The sequence below is a fragment of the Stenotrophomonas sp. YIM B06876 genome (assembly GCF_030711595.1).
GTDB lineage: Bacteria > Pseudomonadota > Gammaproteobacteria > Xanthomonadales > Xanthomonadaceae > Stenotrophomonas.
Window position 1 is genome coordinate 219,668 of the sequence record NZ_JAUJUJ010000001.1, and the last position, 18,685, is coordinate 238,352.

At 66.0% G+C, this 18,685-nt stretch carries 17 protein-coding genes and 1 tRNA gene; 5 read left to right on the top strand and 13 right to left on the bottom strand.

Annotation, left to right across the window (positions count from 1 at the left end; translation table 11 throughout):
• Positions 1–17: 17 nt before the first annotated feature.
• From kdsA to QZH66_RS01005, 3 genes are all read right to left on the bottom strand, one after another.
• Positions 18–854, bottom strand: a complete 837-nt coding sequence (gene kdsA, locus QZH66_RS00995) for a 3-deoxy-8-phosphooctulonate synthase (protein ID WP_305804073.1) — start codon at positions 852–854, stop codon at positions 18–20.
• A 166-nt stretch (positions 855–1,020) separates the two neighbouring features.
• Positions 1,021–2,685: a CTP synthase gene (locus tag QZH66_RS01000; protein WP_305804074.1), complete on the bottom strand. Its 1,665-nt coding sequence runs from the start codon at positions 2,683–2,685 to the stop codon at positions 1,021–1,023.
• A gap of 129 nt (positions 2,686–2,814) precedes the next feature.
• Positions 2,815–3,063, bottom strand: a complete 249-nt coding sequence (locus tag QZH66_RS01005; RefSeq protein ID WP_305804075.1) for a hypothetical protein — start codon at positions 3,061–3,063, stop codon at positions 2,815–2,817.
• A gap of 165 nt (positions 3,064–3,228) precedes the next feature.
• On the opposite strand from QZH66_RS01005, the gene parE reads away from it, so the two are divergent.
• Positions 3,229–5,118: a DNA topoisomerase IV subunit B gene (parE, locus tag QZH66_RS01010; RefSeq protein ID WP_305804076.1), complete on the top strand. Its 1,890-nt coding sequence runs from the start codon at positions 3,229–3,231 to the stop codon at positions 5,116–5,118.
• A gap of 266 nt (positions 5,119–5,384) precedes the next feature.
• On the opposite strand, the gene QZH66_RS01015 is transcribed toward parE, so the two are convergent.
• Both QZH66_RS01015 and QZH66_RS01020 read right to left on the bottom strand, forming a co-directional pair.
• Positions 5,385–6,506 (bottom strand): inorganic phosphate transporter, encoded by a 1,122-nt coding sequence (locus QZH66_RS01015; RefSeq protein ID WP_305804077.1) that lies wholly within the window; start codon positions 6,504–6,506, stop codon positions 5,385–5,387.
• 12 nt (positions 6,507–6,518) lie between these two features.
• The gene (locus tag QZH66_RS01020) at positions 6,519–7,145 is read right to left on the bottom strand and encodes a DUF47 family protein (RefSeq protein WP_305804078.1); all 627 of its coding nucleotides are present in this window, start codon (positions 7,143–7,145) and stop codon (positions 6,519–6,521) included.
• 288 nt (positions 7,146–7,433) lie between these two features.
• Between QZH66_RS01020 and QZH66_RS01025 the strand changes: the two genes are divergently transcribed.
• Both QZH66_RS01025 and QZH66_RS01030 read left to right on the top strand, forming a co-directional pair.
• Positions 7,434–8,744 (top strand): hemolysin family protein, encoded by a 1,311-nt coding sequence (locus tag QZH66_RS01025; protein WP_305804079.1) that lies wholly within the window; start codon positions 7,434–7,436, stop codon positions 8,742–8,744.
• Entirely contained in the window at positions 8,728–9,393 is a 666-nt protein-coding gene (locus QZH66_RS01030) for an exopolysaccharide biosynthesis protein (protein ID WP_305804080.1), read from the top strand. The genes QZH66_RS01025 and QZH66_RS01030 overlap by 17 nt, the downstream gene beginning before the upstream one ends.
• A gap of 24 nt (positions 9,394–9,417) precedes the next feature.
• Here QZH66_RS01030 and QZH66_RS01035 read toward each other — a convergent pair whose 3' ends face one another.
• The 3 genes from QZH66_RS01035 to QZH66_RS01045 form a co-directional block, all read right to left on the bottom strand.
• Positions 9,418–10,416: an LLM class flavin-dependent oxidoreductase gene (locus QZH66_RS01035; protein ID WP_305804081.1), complete on the bottom strand. Its 999-nt coding sequence runs from the start codon at positions 10,414–10,416 to the stop codon at positions 9,418–9,420.
• A 124-nt stretch (positions 10,417–10,540) separates the two neighbouring features.
• A complete protein-coding gene (locus QZH66_RS01040) occupies positions 10,541–11,299 on the bottom strand; it encodes a sulfurtransferase (protein WP_305804082.1) in 759 nt (252 codons plus the stop codon).
• A gap of 36 nt (positions 11,300–11,335) precedes the next feature.
• On the bottom strand, positions 11,336–11,701 hold the full coding sequence (locus tag QZH66_RS01045) for a DUF6164 family protein (RefSeq protein ID WP_305804083.1): 366 nt from the start codon (positions 11,699–11,701) through the stop codon (positions 11,336–11,338).
• A gap of 63 nt (positions 11,702–11,764) precedes the next feature.
• Here QZH66_RS01045 and QZH66_RS01050 point away from each other — a divergent pair, with 63 nt between their 5' ends.
• Positions 11,765–12,196, top strand: a complete 432-nt coding sequence (locus tag QZH66_RS01050) for an FKBP-type peptidyl-prolyl cis-trans isomerase (RefSeq protein ID WP_305804084.1) — start codon at positions 11,765–11,767, stop codon at positions 12,194–12,196.
• 14 nt (positions 12,197–12,210) lie between these two features.
• On the top strand, positions 12,211–13,449 hold the full coding sequence (locus tag QZH66_RS01055) for a TIGR03862 family flavoprotein (protein WP_305804085.1): 1,239 nt from the start codon (positions 12,211–12,213) through the stop codon (positions 13,447–13,449).
• A 167-nt stretch (positions 13,450–13,616) separates the two neighbouring features.
• On the opposite strand, the gene QZH66_RS01060 is transcribed toward QZH66_RS01055, so the two are convergent.
• The 5 genes from QZH66_RS01060 to QZH66_RS01080 all read right to left on the bottom strand — a co-directional run bounded on the left by QZH66_RS01060 (position 13,617) and on the right by QZH66_RS01080 (position 18,674).
• Entirely contained in the window at positions 13,617–15,239 is a 1,623-nt protein-coding gene (locus QZH66_RS01060; protein ID WP_305804086.1) for an FMN-binding glutamate synthase family protein, read from the bottom strand.
• A gap of 29 nt (positions 15,240–15,268) precedes the next feature.
• The gene (locus QZH66_RS01065; RefSeq protein ID WP_305804087.1) at positions 15,269–16,558 is read right to left on the bottom strand and encodes a nucleotide sugar dehydrogenase; all 1,290 of its coding nucleotides are present in this window, start codon (positions 16,556–16,558) and stop codon (positions 15,269–15,271) included.
• 21 nt (positions 16,559–16,579) lie between these two features.
• Positions 16,580–16,666, bottom strand: a tRNA-Leu gene (locus tag QZH66_RS01070).
• Positions 16,667–16,766: 100 nt separating this feature from the next.
• Positions 16,767–18,176: an oxygen-independent coproporphyrinogen III oxidase gene (hemN, locus tag QZH66_RS01075; protein ID WP_305804088.1), complete on the bottom strand. Its 1,410-nt coding sequence runs from the start codon at positions 18,174–18,176 to the stop codon at positions 16,767–16,769.
• Between the two features lie 75 nt (positions 18,177–18,251).
• A complete protein-coding gene (locus tag QZH66_RS01080) occupies positions 18,252–18,674 on the bottom strand; it encodes a group III truncated hemoglobin (protein ID WP_305804089.1) in 423 nt (140 codons plus the stop codon).
• Between the last annotated feature and the right edge of the window lie 11 nt (positions 18,675–18,685).

Sequence of the window (18,685 nt, forward strand, 5' to 3'; positions counted from 1 at the left end):
CCTGGCGCCCGGCTCCATCAGAGCAGCGAATTCTCGAGAAACCCGTTCTTCTTGGTGATCGAATCCAGCGCCAGCAGGGTTTCCAGCAGCGCTTCCATCTTGTGCAGCGGCCACGCGTTGGGGCCGTCGGACAAGGCCTTGGACGGGTCCGGATGGGTTTCGGCGAACAGGCCGGCCACGCCCACGGCTACCGCGGCCCGCGCCAGCACCGGCACGAACTCGCGCTGGCCACCGGAGCTGTTGCCCTGCCCGCCCGGCAGCTGCACCGAATGGGTGGCGTCGAACACCACCGGGCAGCCGGTGTCACGCATCACCGACAGCGAGCGCATGTCGCTGACCAGATTGTTGTAACCGAAGCTGGCGCCGCGCTCGCAGACCATGATGGCGTTGTTGCCGGTCGCCCTGGCCTTTTCGACCACCGGCTTCATGTCCCACGGCGACAGGAACTGGCCCTTCTTGATATTGACCGGCTTGCCGGCCGCACACACCCTGGTGATGAAGTCGGTCTGGCGCACCAGAAAGGCCGGGGTCTGCAGCACATCGACCACCGAGGCCACCTCGTCCATCGGCGTGTACTCGTGCACGTCGGTCAGCACCGGCACGCCGATCTGGCGCTTCACTTCGGCCAGCACCTTCAACCCCTCTTCCAGGCCCGGACCGCGGAACGCCGTGCCGGAGGTGCGGTTGGCCTTGTCGAAACTGGACTTGAAGATGAAATTCATGCCGAGCTTGCCGGTTATTTCCTTCAGCTTGCCGGCCACATCCAGCTGCAACTGCATCGATTCGATCACGCACGGACCGGCGATCAGGAACAGCGGCTGGTCCAGCCCGACTTCAAATCCGCAAAGTTTCATTGCAATGCCTCGTTGGGGGCGGCGTCGGCCGCGATCGCGCCACTGGTATCCGGGCGCGCGGGTAGGGAAAAACATGAAATCTCGCGACCACACGGCAAGCGTGGCCCGCGCACTCCGGCTGCCGTCATGGGGGCGCGGATTTCCCGGCCCCCACAACGGCCGCGAATCACGCCCGCACTTCCTGCAGCAGCTTGCCGCCGGCTTTCTTCTCGCGCGCGGCGCGGATGAAGCCGATGAACAGCGGATGGCCTTCGCGCGGGGTGGAGAGGAACTCCGGATGCGCCTGGCAGGCCAGGAACCACGGATGCTGGTCACGCGGCAATTCGACCATCTCCACCAGGGTGTCGTCCATCGACTTGCCGGCGATCACCAGCCCCGCGTCTTCCAGCTGGGTGCGATAGCGGTTGTTGAACTCGTAACGATGGCGGTGACGCTCGGCGACGACATCCTTGCCGTACAGCTCGTGGGCCAGGGTGCCGGGCTTGAGGCGCTGTTCCTGCAGTCCCAGGCGCATGGTGCCGCCCAGATCCGATTTTTCATCGCGACGCTCGACATCCCCACTGGCGGTGCGCCACTCGGTGATCAGGCCGATCACCGGATGCGGCGACTGGCGGTCGTTCTCGGTGCTGTTGGCCCCTTCCAGTCCGGCCACGTGACGGGCGAAATCCACCACCGCCGCCTGCATGCCGTAGCAGATGCCGAAATAGGGAACATGGTGCTGGCGGGCGTACTGCGAAGTCAGCACCTTGCCCTCAAAGCCACGATCACCGAAACCGCCCGGCACCAGGATGCCATCGACGCCATCGAGCGCGTCCATACCGCTGGCTTCCAGCTCCTGCGCTTCCAGCCATTTCAGGTTGACCCGGGTGCGCTGACGCAGGCCGCCATGTTTGAGCGCCTCGCCCACCGATTTGTACGCATCCTGGTGATCGACATATTTTCCGACCACGGCGATGGTGACGTCGTCCAGCGGATGCAAGGCGGCATCGACCACCGCCTCCCATTCGGACAGATCGGCCGGGCCGGCCTTGTCGCCCAGCTTCAGCTGGTTGACGACGATCTCATCCAGCCCCTGTGCATGCAGGCCCATCGGCACGCTGTACAACACGCTCACGTCGGGCACGCTGATCACCGCACGCTCGGAGACGTTGGTGAACAGCGAAATCTTGCGGCGCTCCGAATCCGGAATCACCTGCTCGGAACGGCACAGCAGCACGTCCGGCTGGATGCCGATCGAACGCAGCTCCTTGACCGAGTGCTGGGTCGGCTTGGTCTTCAATTCACCGGCCGCCGCGATATACGGCACCAGGGTGAGGTGCATGAACAGCGCCTTCTCCGGCCCGCGTTCGGTGCGCACCTGGCGGATCGCCTCCAGGAACGGCAGCGACTCGATATCGCCCACGGTGCCACCGATTTCCACCAGCGCCACGTCGAAGCCGGCGGTGGCCTCGTCCATGCAGCGGCGGATCTCGTCGGTGATATGCGGAATCACCTGCACGGTCGCGCCGAGATAGTCGCCGCGCCGTTCCTTGCGGATGACGTTCTCGTAGATGCGGCCGGTGGTGATCGAATTCTTGCGACCCAGACGGGTCCGCACGAAACGTTCGTAGTGGCCCAGATCCAGGTCGGTCTCCGCCCCATCGTCGGTGACATAGACCTCACCGTGCTGGAACGGACTCATCGTGCCCGGATCGACGTTGATGTACGGATCCAGCTTCATCATCGTGACCTTCAGGCCACGCGCCTCGAGGATGGAGGCCAGCGACGCGGCGGCAATGCCCTTGCCAAGCGAGGACACCACACCACCGGTAACAAAAATAAGGGGGGTCATGGCTGAAGCGCCTCCCGGAAAGCCCTAGTTTAAAGGTTGTGACGGCAATGCCCAAGCAGCAGATGCGGCAATCACAAAAAAAGACGCCCCGGACAGCGCCGGGGCGTCATCAAACGATGCGGAAAAGGCTCAGCGGCGACGCTTGAGCTCTTCCTCCTCCTCTTCGCGGGGAGCGGGTTTGTCGGCATCGGCCTTCTGTTTGGCCGCGGCCGCCGCCCGGCGCTTGGCCTTCTGCTCGGCTTCGCTCTGGCCCTTGTCGGCCTGGGTACCCTGTGCAGTGGTGGCGGTGGACTGCCCAGCGCTCTGCGCCAACGCGACGGGCACCGCAACAACGGCGGCCACAACAGCCGCAAGAGCCAGTAATACGCGAGCTTTCATCATTATCCTCCGGAGCTTTCGCCAGCTGAGATGGGGTTGCTGGCAGGTGATTTCCAGTGGCGGCAAGGATACCGCCCCGGCACCGGCCGCGAACTGAATGCCCTGCGTGCAAAATTTGCCGGCACCCCGCACACTCCTACGTCGCATTGCGACTGCCCGAGATCCATGAACGCCCGTTACAACGCCGCCGATATTGAAGTCCTTTCCGGCCTGGACCCGGTCAAGCGCCGCCCTGGCATGTACACCGACACCACCCGCCCGAACCATCTGGCGCAGGAGGTGATCGACAACTCGGTGGACGAAGCCCTTGCCGGGCACGCCCGCACCGTCGAGGTCACCCTGTTCAAGGATGGCAGCTGCGAAGTCAGTGATGACGGCCGCGGCATGCCGGTGGACATCCACCCGGAAGAGAAAATTCCGGGTGTCGAGCTGATCCTGACCCGGCTGCATGCCGGCGGCAAATTCAACAACCGCAACTACACGTTCTCCGGCGGCCTGCACGGCGTGGGCGTGTCGGTGGTCAACGCCCTGTCGACGCTGGTGGAAATCCACATCCGCCGCGACGGCAGCGAACACCGCATCACCTTCCGCAACGGCGAACGCGCCACTCCGCTGGAAGTGGTCGGCAGCGTCGGCAAGAAGAACACCGGCACCCGCCTGCGGTTCTGGCCGGACCCCAGCTACTTCGATTCCCCCAAGATCAACGTGCGCGCGCTGCGCCACCTGCTGCGCGCCAAGGCGGTGCTGTGCCCGGGGCTGACGGTCAAGCTCCACGACGAAGCCACCGGCGAGCGCGACACCTGGTATTTCGAAGACGGCCTGCGCGACTACCTGAAATCGGAACTGGGCGCGTGCGAGATGCTCCCGGCCGAGCTTTTCGTCGGCAGCCTGCGCAAGGAATCGGAGATTGTCGACTGGGCCGCAGCCTGGCTGCCGGAAGGTGAGTTGATCCAGGAAAGCTACGTCAACCTGATCCCCACCGCCCAGCACGGCACCCACGTCAACGGCCTGCGCACCGGCCTGACCGAGGCGCTGCGCGAGTTCTGCGACTTCCGCAACCTGCTGCCGAGGGGCGTGAAGCTGGCGCCGGAAGATGTATGGGACCGGGTGACGTTCGTGCTGTCGCTGAAAATGACCGACCCGCAGTTCAGCGGCCAGACCAAGGAGCGGCTGTCCTCGCGCCAGGCCGCCAGCTTCATCGAAGGCGCCGCCCACGACGCTTTCAGCCTGCTGCTCAACCAGAACGTGGAACTGGGCGAAAAGATCGCGCAGATCGCCATCGACCGCGCCAGTGCGCGGCTGAAAACCGAAAAGCAGATCACCCGCAAGAAAGTGACCCAGGGCCCGGCCCTGCCCGGCAAACTGGCCGACTGCATCAGCCAGGACCTGTCACGCACCGAACTGTTCCTGGTGGAAGGCGACTCGGCCGGCGGCAGCGCCAAGCAGGCCCGCGACAAGGATTTCCAGGCGATCATGCCGCTGCGCGGCAAGATCCTGAATACCTGGGAAGTGGCGTCCGGCAGCGTGCTGGCGTCCGAGGAAGTCCATAACCTGGCCATCGCCATCGGCTGCGACCCGGGCAAGGACGACATCAGCGGCCTGCGTTACGGCAAAGTGGTGATCCTGGCCGACGCCGACTCCGACGGGCTGCATATCGCCACCCTGCTGGCGGCGCTGTTCCTGAAGCACTTCCCGGCCCTGGTGAACGCCGGCCACGTATTTGTGGCGATGCCGCCGCTGTTCCGCATCGACGTGGGCAAGCAGGTGTTCTATGCGCTGGACGAAGAGGAAAAACGCTCGATGCTGGAAAAGATCGAGCGCGAGAAGCTCAAGGGCGCGATCAGCGTGACCCGCTTCAAGGGCCTGGGTGAGATGAACCCGCCGCAGCTGCGCGAGTCCACCATCCACCCCGACACCCGGCGGCTGGTGCAGTTGACGATCGATGACGGCGAACAGACCCACGCGCTGATGGACATGCTGCTGGCCAAAAAGCGCGCCAGTGACCGCAAGGGATGGCTGGAGACCAAGGGCGACCTGGCTTCACTGGAGGTCTGAAGCCGGCGCAATTCCCGCCGTGGCGGCCCACCAATGTCGCCACGAGCTGGACCTGCGTGGCGCGGCCGCAGCCAACGGCGACCTCGCCCCATTGCGACCTGATGCCGGTTTGATCCGGTGCAGCTGGACACGGTTCGCGACCGGGCAGTTATCAAGCAACCGCAAGCCGCGCAACTTCCCGCTGCAGCAGCCCCCACGAAAAAGCCCACCTCCTGAGAGGTGGGCTTTTTGTTTGCGCCGACCACCCGCCAGAGCGGGCGCTCCGGTCAGGTCCAGCCCGCCATCTCGAACAGGCGCAGGGTCAAGTAGGCGCAGCCGCCGGCGGCGGGAATCGTCAGGATCCAGGCCCAGACGATGCGCTCGATCACGCCCAGCCGCAGCGACTTCGGGTTCTTGGCAAAGCCCACGCCCATGATCGCGGTGGAGATGCTGTGGGTGGTCGAGACCGGCATGCCGAAGTGCGCTGCCAGGGTCAGGATCGTGGCCGAACTGGTTTCCGCGGCGAAGCCATGGATCGGATGCAGCTTGACCATCTTGTGACCCAGGGTCTTGATGATCCGCCAGCCGCCCGAAGCGGTACCGGCCGCCATCACCACCGCACAGGTCAGCACGATCCACATTGCGATCCCCTGCCCTTCACTGGCCGCCGGATGCATGAATGCCAGCCATGACGGCAGGTCGTCCAACGCCCCGGTTGCCTCGGCGCCGATCAGGGTCATGGCGATGATGCCCATGGTCTTCTGCGCGTCGTTGTGGCCATGGGCAAACCCCATGTAGGCCGCCGAGGCGATCTGCGCCTTGCCGAAGAAGGCGTTGACCCAGCGCGGACGCGCCAGCCGCCGCAGTACGCCCCCGGCGCGCGACATGGCCGCGATGATGGCCCACAACAGCATCATCACGATCACGCCCAGCGCAAAACCGGCGATCGGCGAGGTGATCATCGGGATGAACACCTTCCACAGCAGGCCCTTGTTCTGGGCCCAGTCGCCGACATTCTGCGACCACACCAGCGCATCCCAGTTGTTGTGCGCAGCGGCCAGGCCGGCACCGCACAGACCACCGATCAGAGCGTGCGAGGACGACGACGGCAGGCCTTTCCACCAGGTGATCAGGTTCCAGATGATGCCGCCGAGCAGCGCGCACAGGATCACCTGCGGGGTCACCTCGACCACGCTGGTGTTCAGCAGGCCCGAGGCGATGGTCAGCGCCACCGCGGTACCGGTCAGGGCGCCGATGAGGTTCATGACCGCGGCCAGCATCACCGCCCAGCCGGGCGAAAGCACCTTGGTCGCCACGACCGTGGCAATGGAGTTGGCGGTGTCGTGGAAGCCGTTGATGAACTCGAAAACGAGCGCGGCAAAGATCACCACCAGGACAAGGGTGAGCATCAGCAGACCCCGTCAGCTGTTCTTGAGCACGATCTGGTACGCCACCACACCGGCCTCACGGCAACGGTCGATGGCTTTTTCCAGAATCTCGAAGAATTCCTTGAGCAGGAACATCTGCAGGTTGTCCAGACGACCGGAGTAGATGTCGCGGTACAGCTCCAGCATCAGGCGGTCGGCTTCGTTTTCCAGCGCACGCAGCTTCTCGTTCAGCGCGGTCATCCGGTCCAGGTTCATATGCCGCAGGTCGTTGACCATTTCCACCACCACCCCGGCCGCCTGCTCGAGCATCGCCGCGCGCGGCGCGAAATCGATGTGCTCCAGGTGCTGCACCGCCAGCGAGTAGCGATCGGCGAATTTCTCGATCTGCTTGGGAATCTTGTACAGCGCCGAACCCAGCGCTTCGATGTCCTCGCGCTCGATCGGGGTCATGAAGCTGTCCACCAGCGCCTGGCTGATCTTGTCCGATGCGGCGCGCTCGCGCAGACGCGCCAGCTTGAACGCATCCAGTGCCGGCTGCCGGTCAGCTTCGCGCATCATCTCGTACAGCGCCTTGGCGCTGTCGGAAGCCGCTTGGGCGGCCTCGTCAAGGAAGGTGTAGAACTGCTTGCCGGAGCCGAAAATGGTCTGCAACGAAAACATGAGGAACCTATTCGCCGTCGCGGGAAGGACGGCACCACGGGGAATTATGACCGTTACCGGCCCGCTCGGGTAATAGCTCTGGCTGGCGAGGGCCCGCGGAGCCGTGTGAATGCCCGGTTGCAGCGGGCATCCCCGGCTTTTGTTAATATCCGCCGGCGCCCCGGGCGCAACTTATGGACGACGACCCTCCCCCCCCGCCGCAACCGCGCGCACTCCACGACCGTGGTGATGCAGGTTTCCCCACCTGCCTGACCCCGTCTCCCCTGCCATCAACCGGGGAGGCTGCCCGTGCTTGAGTTTTTGATTGTTCTTGCCCTGGTCTTGCTGAACGGGTTTTTCGCCATGTCCGAGATGTCGGTCATGACGTCGCGCAAAAGTCGCCTGAAGCACATGGCCGGCTCCAGCAAGCGTGCGGCCAGGGCGCTGGCGCTGTCGGAGAAACCTGAGAACTTCCTGTCCACGGTGCAGATCGGCATCACCCTGATCGGGGTGCTGACCGGCCTGTTCGGCGGCGAAGCGATCGGCCTGGCCATTGCCGAATGGCTGCGCGGGATCGCCCCCACCTTCAGTTATGCCGACGCCGTGGGGAAAACCCTGGCGGTGGCGCTGATCACCTTCCTGACGCTGATTTTCGGCGAACTGGTGCCCAAACGGCTGGCGCTGACCCGCTCCGAGCACATTGCAGGACTGGTGGCCATGCCGATGTCGGTACTGGCCAGAATCGCCGCCCCGGCCGTCTGGCTGCTGTCGCGCTCGACCCGGCTGGTGATGCGGGCGATGGGGCTGGGCAAGGACGAGTCGGCTTCGGTGACGGAAGAGGAGATCCGCATGCTGGTGGCCGAGAGCCACGAACAGGGCGTGATCGACTCCTACGAGCGCGACATGATGAACCGGGTCATGCGCCTGGGTGACCGTACCGCCGACAGCCTGATGACCCCGCGCAACCGCATCGCCTGGCTGGACACCACCGCGGCGGTGGAAAAAAACCTGGCGACCATGCGCGAACACGCGTTCTCGCGCTACCCGGTGTATCGCGGCCACGACCAAGACATCGCCGGCATCCTCGAAGTGAAGAGCCTGGTCACCCGCCTGCATGGCGAGGACGAGTCGCTGTTCCAGAACCTGCGCGAGACGCTGTATGTGTCCGAATCCACCCATGCGATGAAGCTGCTGGAGATCTTCCGCGAAGAACAGCAGTCGATGGCGCTGGTGGTGGATGAATATGGCGAAATCCAGGGGCTGGTGACCATCAGCGACCTGATGGGCGCGGTGGTCGGCCGCCTGCAGGCGCCGGAAAACGCCGATGAGGATGCGCTGGTGGTGATCCGCGAGGACGGCTCGCTGCTGATTGACGGGTCGCTGCCGATCGATGAATTGCGCGATGTGCTCGGCGGCGCCGAACTGCCTGACGCCGAGGAAGGCGACTACCACACGCTCGCCGGCATGTGCATCCACTACTTCGGGCGCATCCCGCATACCGGCGAATACTTCGACTGGGCCGGCTGGCGCATCGAGATCGTCGACCTGGATGGCGCCCGCGTCGACAAGCTGCTGCTGCGCCCGCTGCCCGAAGACGCGTCCGATGAAATCACCGGCTGATCCCCCGCGCCCCGAGCCGACACCCCATCCGGGCTACCGCAACGAAGGCATCCGCAGCGTGCTGGCGATGTTCGAACACGGCGATGCGGACGAGCATCTGCCGCTGCAACGGATCCTGCAGGACCTGCAGCAGAGTGCGTTTGGCGTGTTCCTGTTCATCGCGATCCTGCCGGCTTTCATCCCCCTCCCGGGAATCGGCGGCGCGGTGAGCGGCCCGCTGGTGCTGCTGATCGGCCTGCAGATGCTGCTGGGCCTGCGCGAACCGTGGGTACCGGACTTCATCGGCCGGCGCGGCCCACGCCGCGGCACCATGCACCGCTTCCTCGGCCGGATCAACCGCCCGTTGCAGCGGTTGGACCGGATGCTCAGGCCGCGCCTGGGCATGGTGCTGCAACCGCTGCCGGCACGCGCCTTCACCGGGCTGCTGCTGGTGCTGGTGGCCGTGCTGCTGTCGCTGCCGATCCCCTTCACCAACTACCTGTTCGGCTTCCAGCTGCTGCTGTTCGCGCTGGCGCTGATCGAGCGGGATGGTGCGCTGATGCTGTTCAACTGGGGCGCGGCGCTGGTGGCCATCGCCTCGTTCGGCGTCAGCTCGGGGCACCTGATCACCTATTCGTCCGAGCTGTTCCAGCGTTTGAGCGGCGGCTGAGACCGCCACCCGTCGCCGCCGGGATCAGCCGGCGCGGTTGCGCTGCTGCCACGCCCCGATCGCCAGCTCGAAGGAACGCAAGCGCGCCTGATGGTCGAAAATATTGGCCGTCAGCAGCAGCTCGTCCGGCTGGTGGCGCGCAGCGAATGTGGCCAGCCCTTCGCCGACCTGACCGGCATCGCCGATCACCGCGCAGGCCAACGCCTGAGCCACACCTTGTTTCTCGTGTGGCTGCCAGAACGCTTCGATGTCGTCGACCGGTGCGGGAATCAGGCCCGGACGGCCGCGCCGCAGGTTGACGAAGCTCTGCTGCTGGGTGGTGAACAGCCGCCGCGACCCGGCTTCCGAATCGCTGGCGACCACGTTCACGGCCAGGATCGCGTAGGGGGCCGCCAGCCGCGCCGAGGGGCGGAAGTCACGCCGGTACAGGGCCAGCGCCTCATCCATCGCATCGGGCGCGAAGTGGGACGCGAACGCGAACGGCAGGCCCATCGCCGCCGACAGCCGCGCACTGAACAGGCTCGAACCCAGCAACCATACCGGCACGTCGATGCCGGCGCCCGGAACCGCCTGTACCGGCTGCCCCGGCGTGGCCGGCTCGAAATAGCGCAGCAGTTCGGCAACGTCCTGCGGAAACTGGTCGGCGCTGTCGAAATAACGCCGCAGCGCACGCGCCGTGGCCTGGTCGGTGCCCGGCGCCCGTCCCAACCCCAGATCGATGCGCCCCGGATACAGCGCGGCCAGCGTGCCGAACTGCTCGGCCACCTGCAGCGGCGCGTGGTTGGGCAACATGATGCCGCCGGCCCCGACCCGGATCGTCCGCGTACCGCCAGCGACATGGCCGATCAACACCGCGGTGGCGGCGCTGGCGATGCCGGGCATGTTGTGGTGCTCGGCCAGCCAGTAGCGCTGGTACCCCCAACGTTCGGCGTGCTGCGCCAGATCCAGCATGTTGGCAAACGCCTGCGCGGCGTTGCTGCCTTCGCAGACCGGGGCCAGATCGAGAATCGACAGGGGAATCATCAGCCAGTTTCCATTCGGGGTAGTCCCCGAGATGGGGCCGGAACCCGCCTTTCCCAGCCGCGCCACCGCCGTGCGCGCACAACAGTGTTTTCCGGCAGGTGGATGCTGACGCCCGGGGCGCGGCTCAGGCGGCGCAGGTGGCTTCGTCGCGGTCCACCAGCGGCTGCAACTGCGCATCCAGCGCCACGCGCTCGTCGAACACGAAACAGCGCCCGTCATAGCCCTCGCCGCCCACTGCCTCGAAATAGCCGAGGATGCCGCCATCGAGCTGCAGCACGTTGGCCATGCCGTCGTTGCGCATCCACAGCGCCGCCTTCTCGCAGCGGATGCCACCGGTGCAGAAGCTGACCACGGTGGCGTCGGCCAGCGCACTGCGATGCGGCGCCAGCGCTTCAGGCAGATCGGTGAACTTGACGATCGGCAGGGTCAACGCGCCGGCAAACGTGCCATGGGCGATCTCCTGCTCGTTGCGGGTATCGAGCATCACCACCGGTTTGCCGGCATCGTCATGCCCCTGCCGCAGCCAGCGCTGCAGCGTGCGCGGATCGACCGCAGGGGCACGCGCATGCTCCAGCGGCTGCGCATCTTCCCGGCCAAAGCGGATGATCTCCTGCTTGACCTTGGCCTTGAGCCGCGCAAACGGCTGCATCCGGCTGTGGCTGTACTTGACCCGCATGGCGCTGAACCGCGGATCGGCATGCAGCTGCCGGTAGAAGCTGTCGATACCCTCGCCGCTGCCGGCCAGGAACAGGTTCAGTCCTTCGGCGGAGACCAGGATGGTGCCGCGCAATGCTCCGGCCCGGGCGCGCTCCAGCAGCTGCGCGGACAGGGCCTCGGCATCGGCGATGGAGACGAAATGGTAAGCGGCGGTATTGACGATCATCGGCATATTTTAACGGTTTCCGGCCAGTTGCCGGGCTCAGCGCGTCAGCAGGAAGAACGGCAGCAGCACCAGCGAGGCCACCACCACCATCCCCAGCAGCACCGCGACCACGAACAGCGGCCGCCGGCGCAGCAGCGAGCCGAAGGTTTCCGCGGTGCCGTCGGCCAGCGCCGCCTGCCGCTCGGCGCGTACCCGCTCGGCGCGACGGGCCTGGTACCCGGCCATCAGCGCCTTGGCGCGCGCATGCTCGGCGTTGTCGCGGATCCAGATGCCGCCAAAGGAGATCCCCCACGGGCTGGGCCGGGTTTCGTAATAGTCGATGGCGTTGGCATCGAGCAGCGCGCGTACCTCGCTGGCCTCGTCTTCGGCCACGTTGCGCAGGTTGAGAAGCATTTTTGACATGCCGCCATGATAGCGCCCGACGATGCGCTACCCTTGCACGCCCTGTTTTTGCGGAGTTCCCCCATGCGTCGCCTGCTTGCCCCGTTGCTGCTGTCCCTGCTTGCCGCCTGCGCTCCGCCAGGACCGCCGCCGGGAGGCACCATCGCCGAATTCCAGAAGATCGACACCGTCATCGGCAATGGCACGGAAGTGAAGCCGGGCGACAAGGTCAGCGTGCATTACACCGGCTGGCTCTATGACGAGAACGCGGCGGACAAGCATGGCGGGAAATTCGACAGCTCGGTGGATTGTGGCACGCCGTTGACGTTCACCGTCGGCGCCGGCAAGGTGATCCGCGGCTGGGACGAGGGTCTGGCCGGCATGAAGGAAGGCGGCAAACGCACGTTGCTGATCACTCCGGAGTACGGTTACGGCGCGCGCGGCGCCGGCGGGGTGATCCCGCCCAACGCCTCGCTGGTGTTCGACGTCGAACTGCTCAAGATCCTGCCCCGCTGACATCAAGGCGGCCCATGTCACCCACTGCAATCAAGCACCGCGTCGCCATCGTCGGCGGCGGTCCTGCCGGACTGATGGCCGCCGAAACCGCACGCGCGGCCGGGCTGGAAGTCGATCTCTACGAGGCCAAAGGCTCGCCGGGGCGCAAGTTCCTGATTGCCGGCAAGGGCGGGCTCAACCTGACCCATTCCGACCCGCCCGCGCGGTTCGTTGCGCGCTATCGCGAGCGGGCGGCGGAAGTAGGCCAGTGGTTGGCCGATTTCGATGCCGAAGCGCTGCGCGAATGGGCGCGCGGTTTCGGCGTGGAAACCTATGTCGGCAGCTCTGGACGGGTATTTCCGGTCGACCGCAAAGCCGCGCCGCTGCTGCGCGGCTGGGTGCGGCGGCTGAAGGAAAGCGGCGTGCGTTTCCATGTGCAGCACCGCTGGAACGGCTGGAACGACGACGGTGCACTGGTGTTTTCCACCCCGGACGGCGAGCGTGCCGTAACCGCCGATGCCACGGTGCTGGCGCTGGGCGGCGGCAGCTGGCCGCAACTGGGCTCGGACGGCGCCTGGGTGGCGCCGCTGTCGGCGCGCGGTATCGCCATCGCCCCGCTGCAGGCGGCCAATTGCGGTTTCGATATCGACTGGACGCCGTTCTTCGCGCAGCGCCATGCCGGCGCCCCGCTCAAACCGGTGGTGGCGCACTGGATCGACCTGCAGGGACACCCGCGTTCGCTGCAGGGCGAATGCGTGGTCACCGCCACCGGGATCGAAGGCAGCCTGGTCTATGCGCTGGCGGCCGACCTGCGCGAGAGCCTCAACCGCGACGGCACCGTCCAGCTGTGGCTGGACCTGCTGCCCGGGCGTGCCCCCGAACGGCTTCAGGCCGACCTGGGCAAACCCCGCAACGGGCGCAGTTTCGGCGACCACCTGCGTCGCCAGGCCGGGATCAGCGGGGTCAAGGCCGCGCTGCTGTATGAAGTGCTGGGCAAGGACGCCGGCCTGGAGATCGAGCGCGTGGCGGCCACCCTCAAGCGCCTGCCGCTGACCCTGCGAGGCCCGCGACCGATGGCCGAAGCGATCAGTACCGCCGGCGGGGTCCGCCTGGAAGCGATGGATGGGCAGCTGATGCTCAAGGACCTGCCCGGCACCTTCTGCGCCGGGGAAATGCTGGACTGGGAAGCGCCGACCGGCGGCTATCTGCTTACCGCCTGCTATGCCAGCGGCCTGCGCGCCGGGCGTGGCGTGATCCAGTGGCTGTCGCGCTGAATCCATGCCGGCGTCGGTGCGCCGATAACACAGCCGCTCCCATCGCACCACGCCGCGGTGCTCCCACGCCCAGGCGCGACAGCCCCCTCACTTTCCCGCCAGACACGCCGCGGCCGGGCCACGGACCACGGTGGCGTCCTTGCGGAACGCCACCGTCCTGCCGGCCATCACCGCGACTTGGTGGTGCGCAGCGCCGCCATGCGCGGCGGCGGATCGAACGAGTCGGTGCGTGCATCGCCCCAGTAATCGTGGAACACGCGATGTTCGGGCACCTTGTTCAACAGCTCGCCCGGCGCCAGATAGCGGTACAGCGAAGCCATCGAACGGATTTCCACCGGCGATACCCGGCGCAGGATGTGCTCCGGCCCCAGCTCCGATGGATCGTTCAGGCCGGCTGCACACAACAGTTCACGCAGCGCGCGCATGGTGTTCTTGTGATAGTTGTGCACCCGGGCCGCCTTGTCGGTCGGGTCCAGGTGTTTCCAGCGGCCTGGATCCTGGGTGGCGATACCGGTCGGACACTTGTCGTTGTGGCAGCTCAGCGACTGGATGCAGCCCAGCGCGAACATGAAGCCCCGCCCGGCATTGCACCAGTCCGCGCCGAGGGCAATGGTGCGGGCGATGTCGAAAGCACTGGTCACCTTGCCGGCTGCACCGATGCGGATACGATCGCGCAGGTTCAGGCCCACCAGGGTGTTGTGCACGAGGATCAGCGCCTCGTTCATCGGCACCCCGACATGGTCCATGAATTCGGCCGGTGACGCGCCGGTGCCCCCCTCGGCACCATCGACCACGATGTAGTCCGGCAGCAACCCGGTTTCCTGCATCGCCTTGGCAATGCCGAACCATTCCCACGGATGGCCGATGGCCAGCTTGAAACCGACCGGCTTGCCGCCGGAGAGTTCGCGCAGGCGGGTGACGAACTGCAACAGCTCCACCGGGGTGGAGAACGCCGAGTGCTTGGACGGCGACACGCAGTCCACGCCCATCGGCACCCCGCGGGTGACCGCAATCTCGGCGCTCACCTTGGCCGCCGGCAACACCCCGCCGTGACCGGGCTTGGCGCCCTGCGACAGCTTGATCTCGATCATCTTGACCTGGTCCAGCGCGGCGTTGACGGCGAACTTCTCGTCGCTGAAACGGCCGTGCTCGTCGCGGCAACCGAAATAGCCCGAACCGATTTCCCAGACCAGATCGCCGCCGTTTTCGCGGTGATAGGACGAAATCGAGCCTTCGCCGGTGTCCTGGTAGAACCCGCCGCGGCGCGCGCCCTCGTTCAACGCGCGGACCGCGTTGGCCGACATCGAGCCGAAGCTCATCGCCGAGATATTGAACACGCTGCATGAATAGGGCTTCGCACACTCGGCGCCAATCAGCACGCGGAAATCATGCCCGGCGATGTTGGTGGTCGCCATCGAATGGTTGATCCACTCGTAATCCACCGCATACGTGCTGCGCAGGGTGCCGAACGGCACCACGTCCATGATGTTGCGCGAGCGCCGGTAGATCAGCTGGCGCTGCTGCCGCGAGAACGGCACATCGTCCAGATCGCTCTGGACGAAATACTGACGGATTTCCGGGCCGATCGACTCGAACCCGTAACGGAAGTGCGCCAGCACCGGGTAGTTGCGGCGCAGCACGCTGCGACGCTGCAACACATCCCAGGTACCCAGCAACCCCATCGCTCCAAACAGGCCCACACCCCAATACCAGGCCGGCCAATGCGATGCCAATGCCAACGAAACCGGCAACAGGACCAGTGCCAGCGCATAAACCAGATAACGATGCATCTCGAACCTCAGCTAATCGAGCGCGCAGTTTACAGGCGGTCGTCGACAACCGCTCGTGGCCAGGCGGATTTCACGTCATAGACCACCATGTCCGGGGTTCCCAGCGCGCGGATGTGCGGCTCGTCATAGCCGCGGAACTGCCGGTGCGCCACCGCCAGCACCACCGCGTCGTAGCGGCCGGGCTGCGGCGCGTCCACCAGTTCGATGCCGGCGTGATGGCGGGCAAGCGCGGGATCGGCCCACGGATCGAACGCGTCCACCTGCGCACCGGCGCCGGCCAGCAGCTGAACAAGATCCAGCGCGCGGCTGTTGCGCAGGTCCGGGCAGTCTTCTTTGAACGTCACCCCCAGCACCAGGATGCGCGCCCGCGCGGTGGATTTGCCGCGTTCATGCAGCAGCGATTCCACCCGCGCCACCACATGCGCCACCACCCGGTTGTTCACCTGGCGTGCGGTGTGGATCAGGTCGGGGTGGTAGCCGACGCTTTCGGACTTGTGCAGCAGGTAATACGGGTCCACGCCAATGCAATGGCCCCCGACCATCCCGGGACGGAACGGCAGGAAGTTCCACTTGGTTCCGGCCGCTTCCAGCACGTCCAGGGTATCGATGCCGAGCCGGTCGAAGATCAGCGCCAGTTCGTTGACCAGGGCGATGTTGACGTCGCGCTGGATGTTTTCGATCACCTTGGCCGCTTCGGCCACCTTCAGCGACGGCGCCCGCCAGGTACCGGCAGTGATGATCCGCGCATACAGCGCATCCACCCTGTCGGCGGCGGCCGGCGTGGAGCCGGAAGTGATTTTGCGGATATCGGGCAGGCGCCGCTGGCGGTCGCCCGGATTGATCCGCTCCGGGCTGTAACCACAGTGGAAATCGATGTTGAAGCGCAATCCCGAGGCCTGTTCCAGCAACGGCACGCAGACTTCCTCGGTGGTGCCGGGATAGACGGTGGATTCGTAGATCACCAGGTCGCCAGGCTTCAGCACCGCGCCAATCAGCGCGCTGGCATCCCGCAGCGGCTGCAGATCCGGCTGCTCCCAGGCATCGATCGGCGTGGGCACGGTGACAATGAACACATTGCGCCCGGCCAGATCGGCCACATCGGCGCTGTAGCGCACATGCACCGCCGCGGCCAACTCGCTGTCATCCAGTTCCAGGGTGTGATCGTGTCCGGCCTGCAGCTGCGCCACGCGCGCGGCGTCGATGTCGTAACCCAGTGTATCGAGCGTCTTGCCGAACTCGACCGCCAGCGGCAGCCCGACGTAACCCAGGCCGATGATGGCGATACGCGGCGCGGCCGCGGCGGAAATCTCGGCGCTCATGCCGCTCCTTGTGCTGCTGGATGGTGCCCGGAGCCGGAATCGAACCGGCATGGCCTTGCGGCCGGCGGATTTTAAGTCCGATGCGTCTACCGATTTCGCCATCCGGGCATCGCGATAGCGTGCCTGATTGCCGCGCAATTGTGAATTGTGCAGGCGCCCGTCACCGCCGCGGCGGCCTCCCGCAGCCACCGAGCAAGGGCGGCCGGGATCAGATTGCGCGGGAATAGCGCGCCGGCTGCGTCGGTGCCTTCAGGTAACGGTCAAAACACATCGCCAACAGCCGCAGCAGTGGCCGGCCCTGCGGCGTGGCGCGGATCATTCCCTGCAGGTAACAGGCCAGCCCGTCCGCCTGCAGTTTTGCCAGCGCCTGCAGCTCTTCGTCGAAGTAACTGTCGAAGTCGATCCCGTAGCGCGCCGCCAGCACCTGCGTATCCACCTGGCCCTGGCACATCAGCTGCTGGATCACCTCCGCGCGCAGCTCGTCATCCGGCGACAGCTCCAGGCCGCGCCACACCGGCAGATGACCGCCATCCACCTTGGCCTCCCAGTGCGCCAGCTCGCGCGGATTCTGGCTGTAGCTGTTGTCGATCCGGCTGATGGCACTGACCCCCAGCCCGAGCAGATCGGTCTGCGCGTGCGTGGTGTAACCCATGAAGTTGCGATGCAGCTCGCCGGCGCGTTGCGCCCGCGACAGGTCTTCGTCGGGCAGCGCGAAATGGTCCATGCCGATGTACTGGTAGCCGGCCGCCGACAGCTTTTGCACCGCCAGGCCCAACAGGGCGAGTTTGTTTTCGGCGCCAGGCAGATCGGCATCGGCGATCTGCCGCTGCGCCTTGAACATGTGCGGCAGGTGCGCATAACCGTAGATCGCCAAGCGGTCCGGGCGCACCGCCATCACCGTGTCCAGGGTACGGCCGAAACCTTCCAGCGTCTGCCGCGGCAGGCCATAGATCAGGTCCACATTGACCGAGCGCATGCCGTGCTCTCGGCAGGCGCGGATGACCGCCAGCGTTTCCTCGACGCCCTGCACCCGGTTGATGGCCTGTTGCACGTCCGGATCAAAATCCTGCACGCCGAGGCTGGCCCGGTTGAAGCCCAGCGCGGCGAGCCGCGCCATATCCGCCGGCTCCACCGCGCGCGGGTCCAGCTCGATCGAGTAATCGCGCGCGTCGCTGTCGCTGAAGCGGAAGCGCCGGCGCAGGCCGTGGATCAGCCCGGCGAGCTGTTCCGGCGCCAGGAAATTCGGCGTCCCCCCGCCCAGATGCAGCTGCATCACCTCGCGGCTGTCGCCAAACAGCGGCGCGACCCGGTCGGCCTCGCGCAGCACCCGTTCCACGTAGGCCACGCCCTTGCGGCGATCACGGCTGATGACGCGATTGCAGCCGCAGTAGAAACAGGGGCTGGTGCAATACGGCACATGCACATACAGCGAAATCGGCCGCGCCCTGCGGTTGCTGCGCGTGATCGCCGCGGTGAAGGCGTCTTCGCCATATCCGTCATGGAAATGCGGTGCGGTGGGATACGAGGTATAGCGCGGACCGGGGCGATCATGCCGGCGCAGCAGCTCCGGATCGAACGTCCAGCCCAGGGAGGTTTCGGCAGCGGTGTCGGTAGTCATGGGCCCAGCATGGCCAAGCGCTGCCGGCGCCGCCTTGAGCCAGATCAATTCCCTGCCCGTTCGCCCCGCAAGCCGCTATACCGCGCCCGGGTGCGTGGGCAGCACCGGCCAGCGCAGCATCTGGAACCGGCGCCAGAAGGTATCGGCGATACGCGCCGCCACACTGTCGGCCAGCCGCTGCATCGGCCCATTGCCCAGTTCAGCGGTGGTTTGCCGGAACAGCAGCAACCAGCGCTCAAACAGTTCGGCGCTGAGCTCGTCCATGGCCATGTGCTTGGGCATCGGAGTGCCACTGAAGCGGCGCGTGCCGCGCAGCATCGCCGACCAGAAATCGATCAGATGCAACAGATGCGCCTCCCAGTCATGGACGCGTGCGCCGAACACCGGCCCCAGCAGATCGTCCTTCCGCACCCGCGCATAGAACCGCCGCACCAGCGCGGACACTTCCTCTTCGCTGCACAGATCGGCCGCAGGCAGCGGCAGCACGTCGTCATTCATTTGCTACTCCA

What these genes read in the sequence shown, in the direction of transcription:
- kdsA (WP_305804073.1), bottom strand. Translation starts at nt 854, where the DNA reads ATGAAACTTTGCGGATTTGAAGTCGGGCTGGACCAGCCGCTGTTCCTG.
- QZH66_RS01000 (WP_305804074.1), bottom strand. Translation starts at nt 2,685, where the DNA reads ATGACCCCCCTTATTTTTGTTACCGGTGGTGTGGTGTCCTCGCTTGGC.
- QZH66_RS01005 (WP_305804075.1), bottom strand. Translation starts at nt 3,063, where the DNA reads ATGAAAGCTCGCGTATTACTGGCTCTTGCGGCTGTTGTGGCCGCCGTT.
- parE (WP_305804076.1), top strand. Translation starts at nt 3,229, where the DNA reads ATGAACGCCCGTTACAACGCCGCCGATATTGAAGTCCTTTCCGGCCTG.
- QZH66_RS01015 (WP_305804077.1), bottom strand. Translation starts at nt 6,506, where the DNA reads ATGCTCACCCTTGTCCTGGTGGTGATCTTTGCCGCGCTCGTTTTCGAG.
- QZH66_RS01020 (WP_305804078.1), bottom strand. Translation starts at nt 7,145, where the DNA reads ATGTTTTCGTTGCAGACCATTTTCGGCTCCGGCAAGCAGTTCTACACC.
- QZH66_RS01030 (WP_305804080.1), top strand. Translation starts at nt 8,728, where the DNA reads ATGAAATCACCGGCTGATCCCCCGCGCCCCGAGCCGACACCCCATCCG.
- QZH66_RS01035 (WP_305804081.1), bottom strand. Translation starts at nt 10,416, where the DNA reads ATGATTCCCCTGTCGATTCTCGATCTGGCCCCGGTCTGCGAAGGCAGC.
- QZH66_RS01040 (WP_305804082.1), bottom strand. Translation starts at nt 11,299, where the DNA reads ATGATCGTCAATACCGCCGCTTACCATTTCGTCTCCATCGCCGATGCC.
- QZH66_RS01045 (WP_305804083.1), bottom strand. Translation starts at nt 11,701, where the DNA reads ATGTCAAAAATGCTTCTCAACCTGCGCAACGTGGCCGAAGACGAGGCC.
- QZH66_RS01050 (WP_305804084.1), top strand. Translation starts at nt 11,765, where the DNA reads ATGCGTCGCCTGCTTGCCCCGTTGCTGCTGTCCCTGCTTGCCGCCTGC.
- QZH66_RS01055 (WP_305804085.1), top strand. Translation starts at nt 12,211, where the DNA reads ATGTCACCCACTGCAATCAAGCACCGCGTCGCCATCGTCGGCGGCGGT.
- QZH66_RS01060 (WP_305804086.1), bottom strand. Translation starts at nt 15,239, where the DNA reads ATGCATCGTTATCTGGTTTATGCGCTGGCACTGGTCCTGTTGCCGGTT.
- QZH66_RS01065 (WP_305804087.1), bottom strand. Translation starts at nt 16,558, where the DNA reads ATGAGCGCCGAGATTTCCGCCGCGGCCGCGCCGCGTATCGCCATCATC.
- hemN (WP_305804088.1), bottom strand. Translation starts at nt 18,176, where the DNA reads ATGACTACCGACACCGCTGCCGAAACCTCCCTGGGCTGGACGTTCGAT.
- QZH66_RS01080 (WP_305804089.1), bottom strand. Translation starts at nt 18,674, where the DNA reads ATGAATGACGACGTGCTGCCGCTGCCTGCGGCCGATCTGTGCAGCGAA.